The sequence below is a fragment of the Asticcacaulis sp. SL142 genome, from assembly GCF_026625745.1.
Classification (GTDB): Bacteria; Pseudomonadota; Alphaproteobacteria; order Caulobacterales; family Caulobacteraceae; genus Asticcacaulis.
Window position 1 is genome coordinate 992689 of the sequence record NZ_CP113061.1, and the last position, 19812, is coordinate 1012500.

10 protein-coding genes, 1 tRNA gene, 2 rRNA genes and 2 pseudogenes (1 of these 15 only partly in view) are annotated in these 19812 nt (G+C 55.2%); 3 read left to right on the plus strand and 12 right to left on the minus strand.

Going from position 1 to position 19812, the window contains the following annotated elements; all coding sequences use genetic code 11:
• Window positions 1-11: 11 nt before the first annotated feature.
• The 4 genes from OVA03_RS04560 to OVA03_RS04575 all read right to left on the minus strand — a co-directional run bounded on the left by OVA03_RS04560 (window position 12) and on the right by OVA03_RS04575 (window position 5391).
• Complete coding sequence (locus tag OVA03_RS04560; RefSeq protein ID WP_267526203.1) at window positions 12-1793, minus strand: MotA/TolQ/ExbB proton channel family protein; 1782 nt, start codon at window positions 1791-1793, stop codon at window positions 12-14.
• A 58-nt stretch (window positions 1794-1851) separates the two neighbouring features.
• Complete coding sequence (locus OVA03_RS04565) at window positions 1852-3483, minus strand: ShlB/FhaC/HecB family hemolysin secretion/activation protein (RefSeq protein WP_267526986.1); 1632 nt, start codon at window positions 3481-3483, stop codon at window positions 1852-1854.
• A gap of 451 nt (window positions 3484-3934) precedes the next feature.
• Window positions 3935-4762, minus strand: coding sequence for a FecR family protein (locus OVA03_RS04570; RefSeq protein WP_267526987.1), 828 nt, complete (start codon window positions 4760-4762; stop codon window positions 3935-3937).
• Window positions 4763-4908: 146 nt separating this feature from the next.
• Window positions 4909-5391, minus strand: coding sequence for an RNA polymerase sigma factor (locus tag OVA03_RS04575; protein ID WP_267526988.1), 483 nt, complete (start codon window positions 5389-5391; stop codon window positions 4909-4911).
• A 1132-nt stretch (window positions 5392-6523) separates the two neighbouring features.
• Here OVA03_RS04575 and OVA03_RS04580 point away from each other — a divergent pair.
• The 3 genes and pseudogenes from OVA03_RS04580 to OVA03_RS04590 all read left to right on the plus strand — a co-directional run.
• On the plus strand, window positions 6524-6805 hold the full coding sequence (locus OVA03_RS04580; RefSeq protein WP_267526989.1) for a helix-turn-helix domain-containing protein: 282 nt from the start codon (window positions 6524-6526) through the stop codon (window positions 6803-6805).
• Window positions 6806-6921: 116 nt separating this feature from the next.
• Window positions 6922-7446: pseudogene (locus tag OVA03_RS04585) on the plus strand (nucleotidyltransferase domain-containing protein); the annotation flags it as partial.
• Window positions 7431-8606 (plus strand): annotated as a pseudogene (locus tag OVA03_RS04590) (IS1182 family transposase); the annotation flags it as partial. The pseudogenes OVA03_RS04585 and OVA03_RS04590, both read left to right, overlap by 16 nt.
• A gap of 147 nt (window positions 8607-8753) precedes the next feature.
• On the opposite strand, the gene OVA03_RS04595 reads toward OVA03_RS04590, so the two are convergent.
• The 8 genes from OVA03_RS04595 to OVA03_RS04630 all read right to left on the minus strand — a co-directional run.
• Window positions 8754-9206 (minus strand): ASCH domain-containing protein, encoded by a 453-nt coding sequence (locus OVA03_RS04595; RefSeq protein WP_267526990.1) that lies wholly within the window; start codon window positions 9204-9206, stop codon window positions 8754-8756.
• 10 nt (window positions 9207-9216) lie between these two features.
• On the minus strand, window positions 9217-10497 hold the full coding sequence (locus OVA03_RS04600) for a hypothetical protein (RefSeq protein WP_267526991.1): 1281 nt from the start codon (window positions 10495-10497) through the stop codon (window positions 9217-9219).
• A 1-nt stretch (window position 10498) separates the two neighbouring features.
• The gene (locus OVA03_RS04605; protein ID WP_267526992.1) at window positions 10499-11089 is read right to left on the minus strand and encodes a hypothetical protein; all 591 of its coding nucleotides are present in this window, start codon (window positions 11087-11089) and stop codon (window positions 10499-10501) included.
• 137 nt (window positions 11090-11226) lie between these two features.
• Window positions 11227-14415 carry a tetratricopeptide repeat protein gene (locus OVA03_RS04610; protein ID WP_267526993.1) on the minus strand — a complete coding sequence of 1063 codons (3189 nt, stop codon included), beginning with the start codon at window positions 14413-14415 and terminating at the stop codon, window positions 11227-11229.
• Between the two features lie 70 nt (window positions 14416-14485).
• A complete protein-coding gene (locus OVA03_RS04615; protein ID WP_267526994.1) occupies window positions 14486-15250 on the minus strand; it encodes a hypothetical protein in 765 nt (254 codons plus the stop codon).
• 1163 nt (window positions 15251-16413) lie between these two features.
• Window positions 16414-16490 (minus strand) — tRNA-Met (locus OVA03_RS04620).
• Window positions 16491-16732: 242 nt separating this feature from the next.
• A 5S ribosomal RNA gene (gene rrf / locus OVA03_RS04625) occupies window positions 16733-16847 on the minus strand.
• Window positions 16848-17035: 188 nt separating this feature from the next.
• Window positions 17036-19812 (minus strand): 23S ribosomal RNA (locus tag OVA03_RS04630) (it continues 101 nt past the right edge of the window).

Consider the following 19812-nt stretch of genomic DNA (forward strand, 5'->3'; position numbering starts at 1 on the left):
AAACGCGCCCCTTACCGGTCACTGTTGCGGTAGGTTTCGGCGATGCGCTTTTCCAGTTCGTCGACAAACACCTGATTGTCGGCGGAGATATTATCAAGCTGACTGGTCAGATAGTTGTAGCCAAACAGGGCCGGGATCGCGACCGCAAGACCGGCCACGGTCGCAAGCAAAGCGGCCGCAATACCCGGGGCGATGGCGGTGATATTGACTTCACCGGCCGCCGCCACACCCGCAAAGGTGATCATAACCCCCAAGACCGTCCCCAAAAGGCCCAGGAACGGACCGCCGGAGATCGCAATGGTCAACAGCACCATCCACTTGGCCAGGCGCTGTTCTTCGCGCACATGGCCGGCATCAAGGGCGGAGCGGATCGCCGCCACCGATTGCGGGGCAATGGCATATTTTGAGCCCAGATCTTTGGCCTCTGCCATCCGCTGGCGCAGTTCGTCCTGACCGATCGAGAACAGACGCGCCACAGAGGCGTTAGGGTGCTGCGACGACAGATCCTTATTGGTCAGGCCCGTATGAGCCCCCTGGCCGCGCGTCGCCGTCTGATAGATCTCAAGGAACTTGCGGTTGGCCCGGTTGGTGCGGCCAAACAATTGCCCCTTCATGACCATGATGATCCAGGAGAGCACCGACATGATCGTCAGCAGAATGATCACCACCCAGGCATCCGGGGTCAGGGCGCTGATCAGGATGCGCATGTAGTCGTGATTAGCCGCACCGGCATCCTCAGCCTCGGTCGCCACAGTGGCAAACCCGGACGAGCGTCCCTGAGACTGGGCCTGAAGGGCGATATAGGCCGCCGAGCGGGCGGCATTGGCACGATTAACTTCGTCGATATCGCCGCTAAAGCCCGTGACACCTGAGACTGTACCAATAACCTCTTCGCCGCCCAGTTCAGGTAAGGCCGCGGCAAACGATCCGGCGGGTGCGCCATTGACGTAAAGTGTCACCGTCTCGCCATCGGCCGTGGCCGCCACATGGGCCCAGGTGCCTTCCGGCAAAGGGGTTGCCGCGACCGCCTCATTGGCGCCCAGACGCACGAAAGGCGCACCGTCGCGAAGCCCGACGGTCAGGCGCGATGGTGCCCCTTCCCCACCCGCGCTCAGCTTGGTGTAGAGCACGGTATCTCCGGCCACGGCCACACCGGCCGCCGGTTTAACCCAGGCCGAGACCGTCATCTTGCCGCCCGCGGGCACATTGAGCGACGCACTGGGGGCCACTCGCACCTGGCTTTGGGCGTTAAGGCTCAACCCCCCGGCAATCAGGCCTTCCAGCGTTGGCTTGGTATTGGCCGCACTCAGGCGATTGGCATTGGCCGTCTGATCAACCGGCACCGCCGCATTCTCGTTCAGGTTCAGAACCAGGCTATATTCACCGTCATAGGTCTTGCCCGCATCCGACACCGGCTTGGCCGTTTCGTTACCGTAGTAAAGCCAGATCGTCTGGTTGGCACCGGGCGCCACTGTGGGCACGTCCACCCAGATCAGCGCCAGCTCTGCCAGAGGATCAAAGCGTTCGATGTGGTAGTTCAGCGGCGCCTTATCGTCGCCCGCCACAAAGCGCAAATCGCTGCCATCGGGCTTGGTTTGCGTAAAATCAAGCACCCCGCTGTGCAACCGCACCAGTACCGGCGCGCGCTTAACCTCAGAGGTCAGCCCCTTGATCGCACCGGCGTTCAGCGTGACCGAACGACGCTCAGCATAGCCCTCATCCCACCACGCCATCGCCGAGGTCGGCAATACCGCCGCCGCCACCGCCGCCACTAAAAACTTCTTGAAAGCCATATCAGCCGTCCTCATCACTCACTAAAAATTAGAATTCGCGTTGCTCAGAAAATTAGAATTAGAATTCGCTCCAGATGCGCGCCTGCACACGCAGGTTGTTTTCGATGTCTTCGATTACGGATTTACGGTTGGTCAGGGGGTGCGCCAAAAGCACCGAGGCGTTAAGCCGCTCCAGCGCCCGCACGGTAATACCCGCCCCAATGCTCGACAGATCCGTGGTCTCAGCCTGACCGGCCAGCGGCTTATAAATGCGCAGCGCCGCATCGTCGGCAAACGCAAACGCCCGCGCCTCGTTCAGCCATGTCCCCGCTTTTTTATGGAAGGATGGTGTATCGACCTGAAACTGCACCGAGATGCCGTCGTCGCCTAAGTCCTGGCTTTCATAAAAGGCACGGACACTATCAAGACCGCCCGCCGAGAACTGCTCGTTCGAGATCACCGGACGACCCGCAAACTGCATCGCCACCTTGGCACCCGCGCGCCAGTCATTGTCAAACTTGTGCCGGTAGCCCACGTCAGAGCGCAAAACGACCCAGTTGGCCTTGGCACCATAACGCTTAAGCGCAAACTCATTGTTAGTAGCGTCAAGTCCGCGCAGACCCAGATTGACCCCGACGCTGAAGTCAAAATCAAAATCCTCAGTCCGCTGCGACTGCGTGTACTGTACAGTCAGCGGAATATAGTCGATCGGCGTTTTGCCTGTGCTGTCTCCAAGAACCAGATCTTCCTTGAAGCTCTTGTAGTCGATACCCATCGTAATCTGATGCACCCGCGCCGTCTCGGCCTCGCCGGTGATCTTGGTGTAGATACCCCGCAGACCAAAAATATCGCCCGACCCCAGAACATTGATCCCGCCCAGAGCGGCCACGTCGCTGTCTGAGTGAACGCCGTAGCCGACAATCGTCCACGGGGTGTCGCGGATAGGCGCCACATAGGAGGCCGATACCACCCACGATTCTTCCGGCTTCTCCGGTGTCACCTGGGCCTGCAGGTTCAGGCTATGGCCCATCTGGAACAGGTTGCCATAACTGATGCCGGCCGAAAGGCGCGCCCGCTTGGTGCGGCTTGACGCCCGGTCGTTGATCTCAATTGAGCCATGCAGCGGCAGCTTATCTTCGACATTGATATCGACATCGACCGTGCCGGGCGTATCACCCGCCCGCAGTGTCGGCGTAACCATACGATCCGCCGACTTGTTGGCCCCGGCGATCTCGCTGGCCACATTCTTGTAGTTCGGCACGCCGCCCTCAGCCAATGACGGCAGTTGCGCCTTGATATCTTCCGGCGAGAAGTAACGGCTGTCATTAACCCGCAGACGCCCGACCTTCAGTTCAACCACCTCAAACCGGATAATCCCGCCCCGCACGTCCTGCTCAGGGATGCGCACATCAACCGTCTCAAAGCCCTTGGCGTGATAGGCCTTCATCAGCGCCAGACGCGCGGCCTCAACATCAGATACCTTCCGCTGCGGGCCCAGATACGGCAAAACCGCACCCTCAATATCCATCCGCGTCAGAACCGTATTGCCTTCAATCCGGTAGTTCATAACGTCAAGACGACGATCATCATCTTCTGCAGAGGCCTCAGCTTCACCCACCGGCTCTGAAACCGCCTCCTGCGCCTGTACAGACACAGCCAAGCCACAGCCAAGCGCTATCGCACTGGCAAAAAGCCACTTATTCGAAAGCATTCAAGAACCCTCGGAGTAGAATTAAATAAAAAAGATGAGCGTCCTAAATGAAACCCCAACAGGACAACCCCAAACTCCGCTCAATTACAATATTACCTTGAAGTATTTATGACAACTCAAAAATATATTAAATAAATCAATAGTTTAAAATTAAACACGACAGATAAAATCCATGAATAAATCCATGAAGTGATTAAAAACATACAATGTCAGCAAAGCAGATCCACGCAAATACACGCAAAACAGATATCGCGATCTCGTCACTTACTTAATGAAACAGAGCCACTTAATGTCGAACATATTAATGACGACGCAGCTTCTGAAAACCGCACATCGCTCTGATATTTTTTTTGACGGCTAGTCATTCAGACAACAAAAAGCCATATCGACACGCGCGTGCGGATATGGCTCTAACAATCAGGTAATTTCGCCAGAAGGCTCCGCTCAACAACTAGCCCGGATTATCGGACAGATTCATCCCGGATTCGGTTTCGGTAAATGTCAGACCGTGAATACCGGCGACAGTCTCAGCAAACCGGCGGGTTTCATCAACACGAAACACACCACTAAGTCTGGTTCCATCCACCGCCTGAGTATCAAGGTGGATATCTTTTGTGCTGTAGCGATTCATTTCCGCGATAGCGGCCCGCAGTGGCGTTTCATCCAGAATAAGCTGACCATTGCGCCAGGCGGTTACGACTTCCAGCCTGGGTCGATCCAGTTCAACGGACTGATTGTCGGCTCTTCGGAACCGCTGCCCCGGTGACAGCGAAACCTTGTCAAGGCCATTATCTTTACGGGTAACATCAACTACACCCGACAACAGGGTAACTTCAACCCGCTCATTATCACGACGCACAACAAAGGACGTCCCCACAGCGCGAATATACTCCTGCGCTGCGGCGACTATAAAAGGGCGATCAGGGTCGTGAGCCACATCAAAAAGCGCCTCACCTTGAACCATTTCGATCCTGCGCTCGCCCCGACTGTAGCGTACTTTAAAAACAGTATCTGTATTCAGGATGATGCGGGTACCATCCGCCAACCGGGCAAGCTTTTGCTCGCCCACGGCAGTCTTATAGGTCGGCGCGTGCAGCAGCCAGCCCACCCCAACCGAAGCCATAGCCGCACAGGCCGCAATTGCGATGGTCGCAAATTGGCGCCGCGTCACCGCGAAATTTAACTTATGAATCGAAGCGCGCTGGGTATCAGTTTTCCAGTCAGGCGCTATCCGCCCAAGTTCATCCCAGATTTGCTGGCTTTCAGTATATGCGGACATGTGATCATCGTTTTCAGCAACCCACCCATCAAGCAGACGTAAGCAATCACGGCCGCCGTCATGTTTACGAACCGTCAGTAAAGCTGCCTGAGCTCTTATGCGCAATTTTTCCTCATCCTCTAGTTGAGTTGATGCCCTGTGCCTCTTTACCATCCGTCCATCCAGTTCATCAGGAAGAGTATCCCCTTAGCCAGCCGCTTCTCAACTGCGCTCACACTCAGATTATGCCTGTCGGCTATGGAGGCTACACTCATGCCTTCCACCCTTTGCGCCCGTAACATCTGCCGCGTCAATGGATCGAGAGCCGCAAAACCGTCATTCAACCTCTCTAGACGCCTACGGGTAGCGTAAACCTCATCCGGTCGTGGAGATTTATCTACGATTACGAAATCTTCGATCGGACCGGCCACAATACCGGAACGCTTTCGCCGCCTGACCCTGTCAATTGACAAATTGATAGCCGTGCGGACAAGGAACCCTTCAGGTTTGCTAACTTCATTTTCCTGACGATAAATTTCCAGACGCTGATACGCATCCTGAATAAGATCGTCAGCGTCATGAGGGGATACGCCACGCCTGGACAATACCCTTCTCAGATGTCTGATCATGTTTTTTACGGATGAGTCCATCTGGTTCCCGGATCGAGGCCAAAAAAACTGGCTTGCCGCTATCCGGCAGAAAAATCACAGGTTTATGTAAACCAAATGACAATTAAAACAGAGACGCCTGAACGCATCAAAACCGTAAAAAGAATGTGTGATTCGCGAATTGTTTTTATGCAGGACGACGAGATGGTATCGCGCGTTAGCAAACACTTTTAACTTGTAGAACTCCCGTAGGACATGCCGTGTAAGACTATCGAGGTGTTCCTAGAATTGTAGACGCTTTCCTTGTTGCAAAACTTAAACAAGGACAGTTACAGATGAGGATGGGACCCAGGTTTCGTAAGCGTTTAAAAAGGACGCGGTGATGCAAGTTGTTGTCCGTGGCGATGCGCTCAAAGAGGTCGCTAAGATTGGGAACCGGGACGAAGTCACTTTAACACGTGGCGCGCTGAGTTTTCGAAGCCCACAAAGATCATGCGCGAAGATGACGCAGTGTCCTCGTACTTCGCGGGAGAGTCTCGGTGAAATTCGCCGCGCAACCCGTTTTAACCGCTACCTTCCACAAGTTCCCGTGCACGGGAGCGTCCCCTCGACAGGGCCGCAGAACCGACAAATCCGCTATCTTGCTTGCCCCGGCCGCAAGGCCAGAGTGCGCGTGTAGTGCTTGGATTGTCCGTTCAGACACGACCGAAAGCCTGTGCCGAAATGCCGAGCACGTAGTAACGCATGAGCCTGTCGAAAGGATGCTGAAATATAACGGAAACTATCTCGTGGACAAATGCGGACCAGGTGAAGTAAAATGACTTGATCATCCCAATTTATACAGAAAAGAACTGCCCGATTAGTAAAACAAGATAAAAGCAGTGCCTCCGATATCGGCTAAGTCACTGTCTGCACATCGCTTTTTATGGATGTTCGAATTGGCGGCAAGAGGCAATACCGCTTAACCGATTGAAAGCTCGAATGTTTTTCAGCCTCCCAACCAAAATGGTCATTGTAGGGTCTCTAAAGTAGGCTTGCTCTGCGCGCCCGCCCTGGCCTTGTTGGGGGCCGGGCGGCCGCTCTAACTTCGGCCGAACGGCGGGTTCGGGGGATGTAAGGGCTATCTCGCATCTTCAGAGGTAACGGTATCTTGGCTCCTGACCAAGGAGCCGACATGCCTTTCAACGCCGCAGACAAAATCGCATATCGTATTGATGAAGCCGTGAAGGCATCGGGCCTTGGTCGCTCGTTCCTGTATGAGAAAATGGCTGAGGGTAGATTGCGGTCTGTAAAGGTTGGTGGCCGCCGTCTGATCCTGCGTAGTGACCTGCTCGATTTCCTCAATCAAGGCGGCGAGCCAAAGCCGTCGCTTCAAGCCCCCTCGCCGTTCGCTCCAGAGGGTAAAGTCGGGTTGCCAGCTTATCAGCTAGAATTGCCGCTCAAGCCCCGTAGATAGGGCACCATGGCCTAATTATTGATCCTCGCCAAGCCAACGCAACGGTACTATTTGAAAGCGGTAGCCCACGCCCGGCTCAGGTGCTAGACTCTGGTATCAACGCTTCGGGATTCTCTATGCTGACGGATCGGCTTTCTCACTTGCCAGACACCAAACGCCGCGAACTTGAACGAGTGGTGCAGGTGCTGTTCGACGAGTTCGAGGACGCCACCAAGTCAAAGCTATCCGACAAGAAGAAGCTGGGCCGTATCCTCAAAGTCATCCTGTTCGGCTCTTATGCCCGTGGCGACTGGGTTGAAGACCGACTGTCGGGTTACCGCTCTGATTATGATCTTTTGATCATCGTCAACAGTCACCACTTCACTGATCTGCACGAATATTGGGCTAAGGCTGACGAGCATTTCATCCGAGAACTCACTGTCACCCAGCATATCAAGACGCCGGTAAACTTCATCGTTCACAGTCTCGAAGACGTCAACGACCAACTGGCCAAAGGCAGACCCTTCTTCTCAGACATCGCCCGCGACGGCATCATGCTTTATGAGGCACCGGGCCACCCTCTGGCTAAGTCAAAGCCGCTGACGGATGATGAGATCAAAGCCGAAGCGCAGGGTTACTTTGATCAGTGGCTTACTGCTTCGGCATCCGATCTGAGCGTCGGCTGTGCGAAGAGGTTCATCTCAATCTGGCTTATCGCTGGTTCTGTCGATTAGGCCTGGACGGCGATGTGCCGGATCATTCGACCTTCTCCAAGAATAGACACGGGCGCTTCCGAGATAGCGACCTCTTGCGCGAGCTATTCGAGATGACGGTGCAACGTTGTATCGATGAAGGCCTCGTCGGTGGCGACGGCTTTGCCGCCGATGCCAGTTTGATTAAGGTTGACGCCAATAAGCAGCGGTCTGCGGCCGCAGCCGATGAAGTCGACTGGCAAGGCCTGGCGGCAACACGCCGTTCGGTACAGGAATATCTTGATGTGTTAGATGATACCGCCTGGGGCGCGGCCAGCGAGACCAAACCGAAGTTCGTGTCAAAGTCTGATCCGGCCGCACAATGGACGGGCGCCATGAAGGGCTTAGCTTTCTTCGCATACGCCACCAACTATCTGATCGATCTGAAGCATGCCGTCATTGTCGATGTCGAGGCTACACGGGCAATACGACAGGCCGAAGTCGGGGCCGTGCGCACCATGATTGACAGGGTCGATGAGCGTTTCGGTCTCTATCCGGAGAGGCCGGCTGCGGACACGGCTTACGGATCAGCCGAGATGCTGGGCTGGCTTGTGTATGAGAAAGGTATCGAACCGCACATCCCGGTGTTCGATAAGTCCCAAAGGGAAGACGGTACGTTCAGCCGCGCCGACTTCGTGTACGACCACGAAAACGATCTCTACCGCTGTCCCGGCGGCAAGGCACTGCGATCGAGCCAGCGAACCCGCGGTCCAACGATCGATGAAGATGGTGTGATACGCTATCGCGCGAGTAAGATGGATTGCAGTGCGTGCGAGCTAAAACCACGGTGCTGTCCAAATACGCCGATCCGCAAGGTGCCGCGATCTATCTATGAAGGCGCGCGTGACATGGCCAGAGACATCGCCGGAACGGACGCCTATGTGACATCCAGGCGAGAACGGAAGAAGGTCGAGATGCTGTTTGCTCACCTGAAACGGATTCTAAGGCTCGACCGGCTGCGCTTGCGCGGCCCGAATGGTGCCAGAGATGAGTTCCTTCTGGCAGCCACAGCCCAAAACCTGAGAAAACTGGCCAAGGTGCTGCCAATACGGCACCCTCAACCCGCCTGAGAGAGCGGTCGCCACGCCCGAGCGACAACCCGAATGATATCAAGGCGACTACAAAACGACTTTTTCAACAATATCCGCCAACATCAGAACTAAACACCTAAATTTTCACCAGTCATTAGCGGCAAATGGCAGCTTTACTTCAAACACCTATTCGTTAAACTGTGAGAGTGCCGCAAAAATCTCTTCGTCCGACAAGCCGCTCAAATCCGGGTCGAACAGTTTCAGCGCACCCTTACAAGGATGGGGATGCGGCAAACGAACCGGTTTTGACAAGATCCAGCCATGTAGATCGTAATTGTGCGGAAACGGCGAGAAGTCGAGATGGCGCTCCGCCCAAGATGTGAACAATCTCTGGGTCACGAGCCGTATATCGCCGAGGTCGACAAGGCCGATGATTCCGCCCGTAAACAGATCTCCGAGTCCGAAACGGCTATTTGCCTGTTCATCGATTTTCAACCCCGTGTGCAGCCAGACCGGACCACGATAACTGTCTGTCCAACTGCGCAGCTCGATGTCCTTACGTCCGGCCGCGATAAGCTCCGCCCACGGCTGGCGAATACTCAATGCGGGTGCCTTGCGAAGCGTTTCGATGGTAACCATGGCTATACCCTCACGGAAACTGCTTGGAAAACTCGGTGGCGAAGCGAGAATAGAGCGACTGGAGCTCATCCCATGTCCCCGTCTCTGGGTCTATGTCGATGGCGTTCGCGCTCATCGCCCGCCTGAAGGTCGGCCCATCCTGTGTTGCCAACACGATTTCAGCAAAACGTTTCATGGCGTCGAGATTATAGGTGAAGCTCCGCGGATCAACGCCGCTGGAGTTGGCTATTTTCGGCGGATGGCTGGGGTCGTAAACATAATCCGTGTCACCGAAAGCCGCTCGCCGCACGAGACAAGGCACGCAAATCCCGCAATGCCGACGGGGTGTTTTGTCAATGGCGCCGGAGCCAAAGCGAACAGGCACCCTTACGTAGTGAAAATACCAGCAACTGTCGGTTCCTTTGAGAAGCGCGTCCGCCTTTCCTGACAAGTTTTGGCGGCACACCTCAACCTCCTCGCCCTTGGTCATGTCCTTGAAGGGGTTTTCAATGGTGAGATTTAGACCGATAGCACCCACGAGTTCACCGAACAGGCGGTGCGTCCTGGGGTGGGCATGACGTGTGGTGAAGTAGCTTGCGGCCGGTGTGACCGCCCGCGCCATGACGCCATTTTCGAACTGGAGCAGCCGATCGGCATCAAAACTGCGCGCGACAATCGCGCCAAAGGTCAGAAAAAGGAACGAACGGTAGGATAAGGCTCCATTTCCCCGCCGTTCGTTCCGGACCCGCCATACCGCGCGCATCTGAGAGGGCTTTTCGAATCCAAGGGAACTGGCGATATCCTTCTGGATATTGCTGTTCAGCGTGTAGAAGCTAGCCAGCCGGACCGAACTGGCTTGAGACATCAGTCCGGAAAGCCCACAGGTCGAGTCCATGCCACCGGAATTCAGCACAATGGTTCTCGCCCTGTCCGTAACGGTTTTGGCTGCGGTTCGTACAGATGCCGTCGATTGGACGAATGATACGCGCCAATCGATGCCCCCCATCCAACGCAAAAGGCTGGCCACCTTATCCGCCTGACCTGCCCAGAAAGCCGGGTCGCGCACGGGCAATGTCGCGTCAATAAGCCTTACTCTATTGGACTCGGCTTTCTTGCGCTGATCACGCTCAAGAAAATGAACGGCTATGGCGATGTCGAGCAGATCACTCTCGCGCTCGCTGATAGGAACGGGTCCAAACGGCCCCGGAATATCGATCTTGATGTCTCCATCGAGATCAAAGTCGATATCGTAGGTGGGATGACCATTCGCGGAACGCTCGGTCGTTACCGTCGCAAACACCGGTGCCGTCATCTTAAGCCCTCAACCGTTTCAGAAACCATTCCGTTTGTTCGGCTTCCCGCGTCGCGCGGGCCAGCACCCGCGCGTCGCCGGCGTCGCCGGATTTTTCGAAGCGCGCGCGTAGCCGCGCCGCCATGTCGGCGCCTATACTCTTGGCTTCCGCGCGAATGGCGTCCGCTTCGGCCTGGGTGGGAGCCGTGCGCTCCTCACGCAACAAGACGTTCTCAGTGAGCAGGGAGAAATATCTTTCGAGAGGATTTTGCGCGATGGCCTGATCCACCGAAGTGGACCAATTCGCGCCGTTGCCGCGATCGGTTAGCAGGTCGTCGTCGAAACCCGTCAACTCCTCGAAATAGTGCGCGAGCGCGGTTCGAGCCGCGCCGACCACCCGTTGATCATATTCATCGCCGATCGAACGGGTGAGGATTGCATCGCGCACGTCCTGAAGTGACGCGGAGTGGGCGAGCTGAAGATCATCGCAGATGTTCTTCCAGTTCCCGCCTCGTGCGAGATTAACCGACATCAGTACGATTTCCCGCACGATGTCCGGCGCGATCGCGCCGAACTGGCGAAGGAGATAATCCGGCTTCAGTTTGGTGAGCACAAGTTTGGAGATCGCGCGAGCCGAAGCGCCGGGTTGTGAACCGTAGCTCCCAGAACCACCTCCACCTCCGCCTCCGCCGCCTCGACCGCCGCTGCCGCCACTACCGCCCCCGCCGCCGCCCGCGCCTGACTGACCCATTAACGTATCCCTTCCCAAACGCTGCCCATATCCAATTTCGAGATATCCATTTCCCTCGCCGCCGCGATGGTGCTTAGCCGGGCACGGAAATCCTCGCCGGGCCCTGGCTCGCCGAGAATCTCCAAGCCGGCTAGAACGGGCAGCCAGCGGTCCCCTATATCCGAGCCGTCCGTTAAGCCATCCGAGTGCATCAGACTCGTTTGGGTCTTGCGCATTACCGTGACGGCTTCACTCCGCATGCCGTCGGGCAGCCCTTTCACGAGACGAAGCCTGGAATTGACCAGAGCACGGGCGGCCCAGGAATGGTTCTCGACGGCTTCAAGCTGTGATTCAATGGCGGCCCAGATCGCGAACACGGTTTCGTCGAAGGGCGCCTTGTCCTCCTGATCCTTCCAGAAGCGCCGATTACTCGCCAAGGCCAAAACCAACGCGTTGCCGTCCGACCGGGCAATTCGGAGAGCTTGATCGAGATAGGCTACCCCGGCCTCCGTTTGCCCCATGCGGTCAAGGGCCTTGGATAGCTCATATGTCGTTTCAGCGATAAAGCGACGCGCGGGGGGCGTATTTGCCATTACTTCCAAGGCGGCCTTTAAATGCTCGAGTGCCGCAGCGGGATCGCTCTCCACATCGTATGCATAGCGGTGGCAGACATCCGCTAAATTTCTCAATGCCGTGGCCTTCAAATACTGCCTTTCATCGAGCTCGTCGCAGGCCGCGATAATCCGCTCGTATTCCGCTTTCGCCACCGCCGCCTTTTTTTGGAAGTAGACCCCGTGGCGGGCAATATCATGCGCCACGATTAACGGCTGCAAAGTTGCCAAAGGATCATCAGGCGCGACTTGAGCATTGGATTCGGCGATCGGCAAGGCGCTCTCCATCCAGCGCAAGGCCTCGTCATGCTTCGCCGTATCCGGCTGATTTCGCAAGGTCTCCGCGTGGAGTAATGCGAATTCAACCTCCTCGTACGAGGAAAGGCTTGCCGGAATGACCCTCGATAGAACATCTTCCGCTCGCCTCGGATATCCCAGTGCCAACTGGGCTCGCGATACCTGCTGTAAGCGCCCAAAATCGAGATGGAGGCAATGCCTTCGCATGGTCTTGTACATTGCAACGACACGATTGGCCTTTCCAGACCTAGACCAAGCCTCGATCGCCTCCGACGCATAGCGTTGCGCGGTTTCATTGTCGCCAGCCCCCAGCGCATGGATCGAACATTTCTCAAGGTACGGCGCGCCCGTCCACAAGGGATCGAAACCGGTGCCTTCGAGAAAAGCCAAACAGTGCCGATGCGCTTGTGTGCGTTCGTCCTCTGATAGGGCGTTCTGGAGGTCAAACGCCAGGGATGCCGCGACCGCAAATCGCCCGCCCGCTCCGATCAAGACCGCCCGTAGCTTGGAATGAGCATTTTCCAGCCCCAACGGCTTACTAAATGCGTCAATTTGTGATTTCGAGAGCGCGCGATTGAAGACCGCGAGGCTTTTGAGCACCAACTCCGTCCCTTCCGGGAGGACGACTGGAGTAGTGACATAGCTGTCCTGTTGCCAGAGACCGCCCTGAATCTCGTCTTGTGACGGGAGGTCAGGTGAGATCACGATAATCCGACTGCCCCGCTCCGCCGCCTCGGTCAGATGGGTAGTATCGGATAGTCCCCCTTTTGCAATGACGGCTATGGTCAAATCATGCCGTCCCGTCAATTGCATCCAGGCCTCGAGCCGCCGGTCTTCTCGCTTGGCCAGCGCGAATATGGACGTCAGCCAAGTGGTTTCGCTTAAACGGGCACCGGGAAAAATCCGCGCCCGCAGGTCTCTCATATTCGCGGCAAAGGCACGCAGGAAGTCATTCGAATCCGCGCCGGGAACCGTTAGGATGAGTAACGGGCGACCATCGGTCTTGGCCGCCTGCCGCAAGGTCTTGAGCACTTCGAAATGGTCGTGGCTCAAGGTTTGGTGCCTGATCCAGCAAGGCTGACCGTCAAACCAATGCGGCTGGTGGGCCGCCACGTCTGGCGCCTCGTCCCATACCGCGCCAGCATTCTCCGTTTCCGCGATGCTCTCGTAACTTAACTTGTCGATCAGTACGGCAAGGTCTTCACCTTCGGGCCTGGCCCAATTGAGGCGCGGCATCGACGCGCCTCCAACCCATAGAACCGGACTTGGCCACTCGGCCTCGGCGGCGGGTGTAACGTTATTGGAAGCGTTCGCAAGTTCCGCGCGCGCCGCCGCCAAGGCACGGGCTGGCCCCTGCCCTTCGGCCATATGCCGAAACAGCGTCCGCGCCAGGACGCGGGAACAGGTATCCTTTACGCGTGTCTGGCAACCGAGCACGCCCTCGATGCCGATCCCGACCATGGCCTCGACAAGCGATGGCAGGTTTTGGTTCGTAGCCCTCGCTTCCGCCGCGTCCACCACGGCCAGCCCTTCACAGGTCCAAAAAGCGGCCAGGATTGGCAAAGGAGCGAGCCGAGACACGCATCGCGCGATATGCGCCACCGGCACCCAATCGTCATTGAACCGAAATTCAAATCCTGATCCGGTGGTCCGGCCGTGACCGCTGAAACAAAGAAGGTGTGGCTTGACCTCATCCAGAACCTGACCAAGATCGCAGGCGTTTATTCGCCTGAACTCAGGTTGTTGAATGCGAGATTTGCCACCGGGCCCGAGGCTGTCCCATGCTTTTCCGAAAGCCGCCTCTTCCTTGCCGAACTCCAAATCTCCCGAGGATAATTGCCCCCCCTGGACAACCAAGGTTCTCATTGGATCGTCAAGGGTCGAGGGCGAGTAGTTCGTGGTTCTATTGAGCGAACGGACGACGGCGATCTGATCCAGTGGCGGTCCAATATTTTCGAAGAGGATCAGCTCCCAGGGCAAAACCAGGGGGTTGTAACTTCCAATGGTCGCGGTGTCGGATGAGATCATCCAACCGCACGGCCGGTTGGCGGCCTCGCCGAGGAGCGCTACGAACCTCTCGTAGGCATTGTCGTTTTGCGAGCCACTTGAGGCGACGGTGAAAGATCGCAGAAAATCTTTGTACGTCCCCGCACGTTGGTCGACCGCCTCAAAATCCAGATCCAACGGCAATGGACCCAAGGCGGAAACAGAATTGGCTGCTCCAACATATCGATAAATTGCATTCCCCGCGCGCAACTGAAGGGATAGCCCTGCGTCATCTCCGCCGATATGTGACGTCAAGACATGGTCGTCTAGCCTCGCGAGGATATCTGGGTCCGGTAGAGTCATCGTTGCACGCGATTTGGCGAGTCTATTCGTCGACACTCACCCCTAAGACAACACCTCGCTCGGGGACGTATTCTTGCGCCCCTCCCTCATCTCTATTGGTTTCTTCTGGATGAAACTCCCAAACGCTATCCTCGTCTTCCTTGGAAAGAAAACCTGCCTTGTAGGCAAACGCCGCGCGTTGGCCAGGTTCGCCCTTGAAAGAAATCGTTGTTTCACTCGTCAATGAAACTGACCCTTTGGTGCCGATATCGATAAAGGTTCCAACCTTGCCCGAAACGTCAGAGGAAAAGGCCATACCATCACTGCGACGCATCAACAATTCGTTGGCGTAGGCGTATTCGTAAGCGATATGAATCCCGCCCTCGTTGACAACGCTTTGCGGGATCGCTCCAAGTTGCAAGGCTTGAATGAGTTTATCAATTTGCGAGACTTCAACGCGCCGATAAGACACATCCGTGAAGGCGAAGCTAAAGCTGTTAGACCCCGCAAACCCCAAGTCCAATTTAGGTAGCGCTTCAATTCCAATACATCTCAATGAATTTTCGAGGAATGATGTCGTAGCTTTCACACCTTTCGCGGAAGTGTACTGATAAGCTATATCGGCGAGCTTTCCCTCTTTCATCTCGAATTTGGTTTGCTCGGGGAAATAGTCCAGAAGAGGGCCGCGCCGTACCAGTCTGCGTAACTTTCGTGAATATGTATAAAGCTCCGGGGGCACGATATTCGTTTGCGGGAGAAAGACCGGCTGGTAGCCAAGTTCATTTAATTTGCGGACGAGCGCATCCATTTTTGTCCCCCCTGGCCGTAGCCGATCTGTCAGCGATTCCCATAAAATGATCGTTCAAATATGCACGAATACCGAAAATCGTCCACCCAGAGTTGATGACATTTTCCCCGAATTCAGTTGACAACAAAGGGTTGTCGGAAGAACGCGCGGGTTCGATCTTGGGCGACGCCTATGAATCTACCAAAATTTTGACCGCTAGGAACAGCCCGGCAGACAGAACGACGAGGCCCAGGAGCTGATAGGTCGTCGGGAAGACGCCAGAGAGCGGGATGCTCACGAGAATCGCCACGCCCCGCTCCAGGTCGGGAAAAATCGAGGCACGCGCCGAAGATTTTAAGGATGCGGCTGCTCGCCTAGGCGTGCCCCGGCAGCAATACCTGGAAAAATCCGCGCGCCTGCTTAGGCTCAAATCCGACTTTTCAAGGACGATAAGAGGCTTCTGCGCGACTTTCAGACGGTCTTTCGTCGCTATCTGACGAGTATCGGATTCAATTCCTTTGAAACCTCGGCCTTACTGATCGACGAATACACATTCCTGCGACGCGTCACCATCAACAGTGTAGACCAAAGAAAGCGCATGCGTGCCGATTTCGGTAGCTTGGCCAGTGCCTGTATCCGCAACATCATCGCATTCACCTTGGTACCGCACGCCTGCAGGGAGAATTCTACGTACAGCAAGCATACGAATGTTTCTATATTCGACGAGCCGCTACAGCAGAATATAAATCGCCAGGATTACCTTGAGATATTCTATTGTGTGGCCGAGGTGACCAAGGGCGGTGGCTAGGTAATCATCGCCGCTACTGACGAATTCCACGACCCGCGTGCCCGCGCCCGTATGCTTGGGATGACAGTCATTGACTTCCAAGATCGATACGTCTTGCAATGATAACAACGCGTTTCCGAGTTTGAAGACCTGGCACCGGACCTGCCGACGATGAGGCGGCAGCACCGTTAACACGTCCGGTTTTTGCTCTCGCTACAAGTGTGTTGATGTCGCCTTAGGGCCAACTGCGGCCGGTTACCCCTCCACCTTTATCCACACATTTCCGTGAGTGTGTTTTGTGTTCGGGTGGTAGCTATGTGGTAGCTGGAGGTGTTGAGCGCACACAAAGAAGCCGCCCGTGAGGGCGGCTATCTTATTGAAGTATCTACCTTAATTTTGGTTGCGGGGGCCAGATTTGAACTGACGACCTTCAGGTTATGAGCCTGACGAGCTACCGGGCTGCTCCACCCCGCGACAGGGATATCGGACAAAAGTCCTTCGGGCATTCGCCCTCAGTGTACATTTTGTCCGGGTCTGGACGGTGAAGCTAAATCTCGAAGCAGTTGTTCGATTTAGCTTCGCATTTTATCTGGGGAACGCTTGAGGCGCGTCCCAGATATTAAAAAAGACCGGCAGCTTTGAGTGCCGACCGGTCTTTTAAGGTTTGTAATGAAGGGTATTCACTCTGGTGAGTGATCCAACTCTGTAATTGATAGACCTGGCGACGACCTACTCTCCCGCGCCTTAAGACGAAGTACCATCGGCCCTGGAGGGCTTAACGACCGAGTTCGGAATGGGATCGGGTGGGGACCTTCCGGCATAGCCACCAGGTCAATCAATTACAGAGCGAAGACATTATCTATATCACTTAAAAGTCCCTCGCTTACGCTCAGTGTACTTTTAAGTGGGCCAACAACGGCAAGCCCGCTCTCGAAGCGGTTCTTCGAGCGATCTTGGCATTATTGAGATGACATTGTTTGAACGACTTAGGTGTTGAACACCATAAATTTTGTAGAGGAACGATCAAGCCGATCGGATTATTAGTACTGGTTAGCTTCACTCCTCACGGAGCTTCCACACCCAGCCTATCAACGTGGTAGTCTTCCACGATCCTCAGCGAGACCTTGTTTTGAGGTTAGTTTCCCGCTTAGATGCTTTCAGCGGTTATCTATTCCATACTTAGCTACCCTGCTGCGCGGCTGGCGCCACGACAGGTCCACCAGAGGTATGTCCATCCCGGTCCTCTCGTACTAGGGACAGATCCTCTCAAGTCTCGAACACCCACGGCAGATAGGGACCAAACTGTCTCACGACGTTCTGAACCCAGCTCACGTACCACTTTAAATGGCGAACAGCCATACCCTTGGGACCTGCTCCAGCCCCAGGATGTGATGAGCCGACATCGAGGTGCCAAACTTTGCCGTCGATATGGACTCTTGGGCAAAATCAGCCTGTTATCCCTAGAGTACCTTTTATCCGTTGAGCGATGGCCCTTCCACGCAGGACCACCGGATCACTATGGCCGACTTTCGTCTCTGCTCGACTTGTCAGTCTCGCAGTCAGGCGGGCTTATGCCATTGCACTCGTCGAACGATTTCCGACCGTTCTGAGCCCACCATCGCGCGCCTCCGTTACACTTTGGGAGGCGACCGCCCCAGTCAAACTACCCACCACGCCATGTCCCGGACCCGGATATACGGGCCGCGGTTAGACGTCAGCAACAATAAGGGTGGTATTTCAAGGATGGCTCCACGAGAACTGGCGCCCTCGTTTCATAGCCTCCCACCTATCCTACACATGTTGATGCTAACGCCAAGGCGAAGCTATAGTAAAGGTTCATAGGGTCTTTCCGTCTGACCGCGGGAACCCCGCATCTTCACGGGGAATTCAATTTCGCTGAGCCTATGCTGGAGACAGTGGGGAAGTCGTTACGCCATTCGTGCAGGTCGGAACTTACCCGACAAGGAATTTCGCTACCTTAGGACCGTTATAGTTACGGCCGCCGTTTACCGGGGCTTCAATTCGCAGCTCTCACCACTCCTTTTAACCTTCCGGCACCGGGCAGGCGTCAGACCCTATACGTCGCTTTACAGCTTCGCAGAGCCCTGTGTTTTTGATAAACAGTCGCTACCCCCTAGCCTGTGCCACTTAGTTCTGGTTGCCCAGAGTAAGTCACGCTTATCCCGAAGTTACGCGTGTAATTTGCCGAGTTCCTTCAGCATAGTTCTCTCAAGCGCCTTGGTATACTCTACCTGACCACCTGTGTCGGTTTCGGGTACAGTCTCTGTATGAGTTATTTCCAGTGACAACGCCCCTGCAAGGACAATCCAATAAGCCCTTACAAGTTATGCCATCCGTCACTTCATACTGGCCCAGGAATATTTACCTGGTTCCCATCGACTACGCCTTTCGGCCTCGCCTTAGGGGCTGGCTAACCCTACGCAGATTAGCTTTACGTAGGAACCCTTGGTCTTTCGGCGAGAGTGTCTCTCACACTCTTTATCGCTACTCATGTCAGCATTCTCACTTCTGATACCTCCAGCCACCCTCACGAGTGACCTTCACAGGCTTACAGAACGCTCCGCTACCGCTTGCACTAAGTGCAAGCCCTAATCTTCGGCATATGGCTTTAGCCCCGTTACATTTTCCGCGCAGGATCGCTTGACCAGTGAGCTGTTACGCTTTCTTTAAAGGATGGCTGCTTCTAAGCCAACCTCCTGGTTGTCAATGCAATCCCACATCGTTTCCCACTTAGCCATAATTTGGGGGCCTTAGATGTAGGTTAGGGTTGTTTCCCTTTTCACCATGGACGTTAGCACCCACAGTGTGTCTGCCGGACAGTTCTCTTGGGTATTCGGAGTTTGATTAGAATTGGTACAGCTCGCGCCGCCCGCATCCATTCAGTGCTCTACCCCCCAAGGAATAAATCCGACGCTCTACCTAAATAGATTTCGCGGAGAACCAGCTATGTCTAGGTTTGATTGGCCTTTCACCCCTATCCACAAGTCATCCCAGAATTTTTCAACATTCACGGGTTCGGACCTCCAGTTGGTGTTACCCAACCTTCATCCTGCTCATGGATAGATCACCTAGTTTCGGGTCGTCATGCAACGAACTTAACGCTCTATTCAAACTCGCTTTCGCTACGCCTACACCTAACGGCTTAAGCTTGCTCGGCACATGAAGTCGCTGACCCATTATACAAAAGGTACGCTGTCACACCGCTTGGGTGCTCCAACTGCTTGTAGGCTTCCGATTTCAGGATCTGTTTCACTCCCCTTGTCGGGGTGCTTTTCACCTTTCCCTCACGGTACTTGTTCACTATCGGTCGTAGAGGAGTACTTAGGCTTGGAGGGTGGTCCCCCCATGTTCAGACAGGATTTCACGTGTCCCGCCCTACTCGAGTCTCTTGCTATTTGACGTCTACGGGACTATCACCCGCTATGGTCGACCTTTCCATGTCGTTCGACTTTATATCACAAGAGCACTGGCCTGGTTCCCGTTCGCTCGCCACTACTAGGGAAGTCTCGGTTGATGTCCTTTCCTCCGGTTACTGAGATGTTTCAGTTCACCGGGTTTGCCTAATAAACCTATGTATTCAGTTTATTATACCTTTCAACAACCAACTCACTTTAGTGCGATGCCAAAGGCATCGAGTTCCTCGCATAAGCTCGGGCGGCCGGTCGGCCTTGCCTCACCTGCGTGACAGGTTCGGAAAAGCAGATCGTCCACTTAACTTGCTCACTAAAATGAGAGGGCCGTAAAGGTGGGTTTCCCCATTCAGAAATAACCGGAT

Coding starts and splice junctions, on each gene's coding strand:
- OVA03_RS04560 (WP_267526203.1), bottom strand. CDS start 1,793: ATGGCTTTCAAGAAGTTTTTAGTGGCGGCGGTGGCGGCGGCGGTATTG.
- OVA03_RS04565 (WP_267526986.1), bottom strand. CDS start 3,483: ATGCTTTCGAATAAGTGGCTTTTTGCCAGTGCGATAGCGCTTGGCTGT.
- OVA03_RS04570 (WP_267526987.1), bottom strand. CDS start 4,762: ATGTCCGCATATACTGAAAGCCAGCAAATCTGGGATGAACTTGGGCGG.
- OVA03_RS04575 (WP_267526988.1), bottom strand. CDS start 5,391: ATGGACTCATCCGTAAAAAACATGATCAGACATCTGAGAAGGGTATTG.
- OVA03_RS04580 (WP_267526989.1), top strand. CDS start 6,524: ATGCCTTTCAACGCCGCAGACAAAATCGCATATCGTATTGATGAAGCC.
- OVA03_RS04595 (WP_267526990.1), bottom strand. CDS start 9,206: ATGGTTACCATCGAAACGCTTCGCAAGGCACCCGCATTGAGTATTCGC.
- OVA03_RS04600 (WP_267526991.1), bottom strand. CDS start 10,497: ATGACGGCACCGGTGTTTGCGACGGTAACGACCGAGCGTTCCGCGAAT.
- OVA03_RS04615 (WP_267526994.1), bottom strand. CDS start 15,250: ATGGATGCGCTCGTCCGCAAATTAAATGAACTTGGCTACCAGCCGGTC.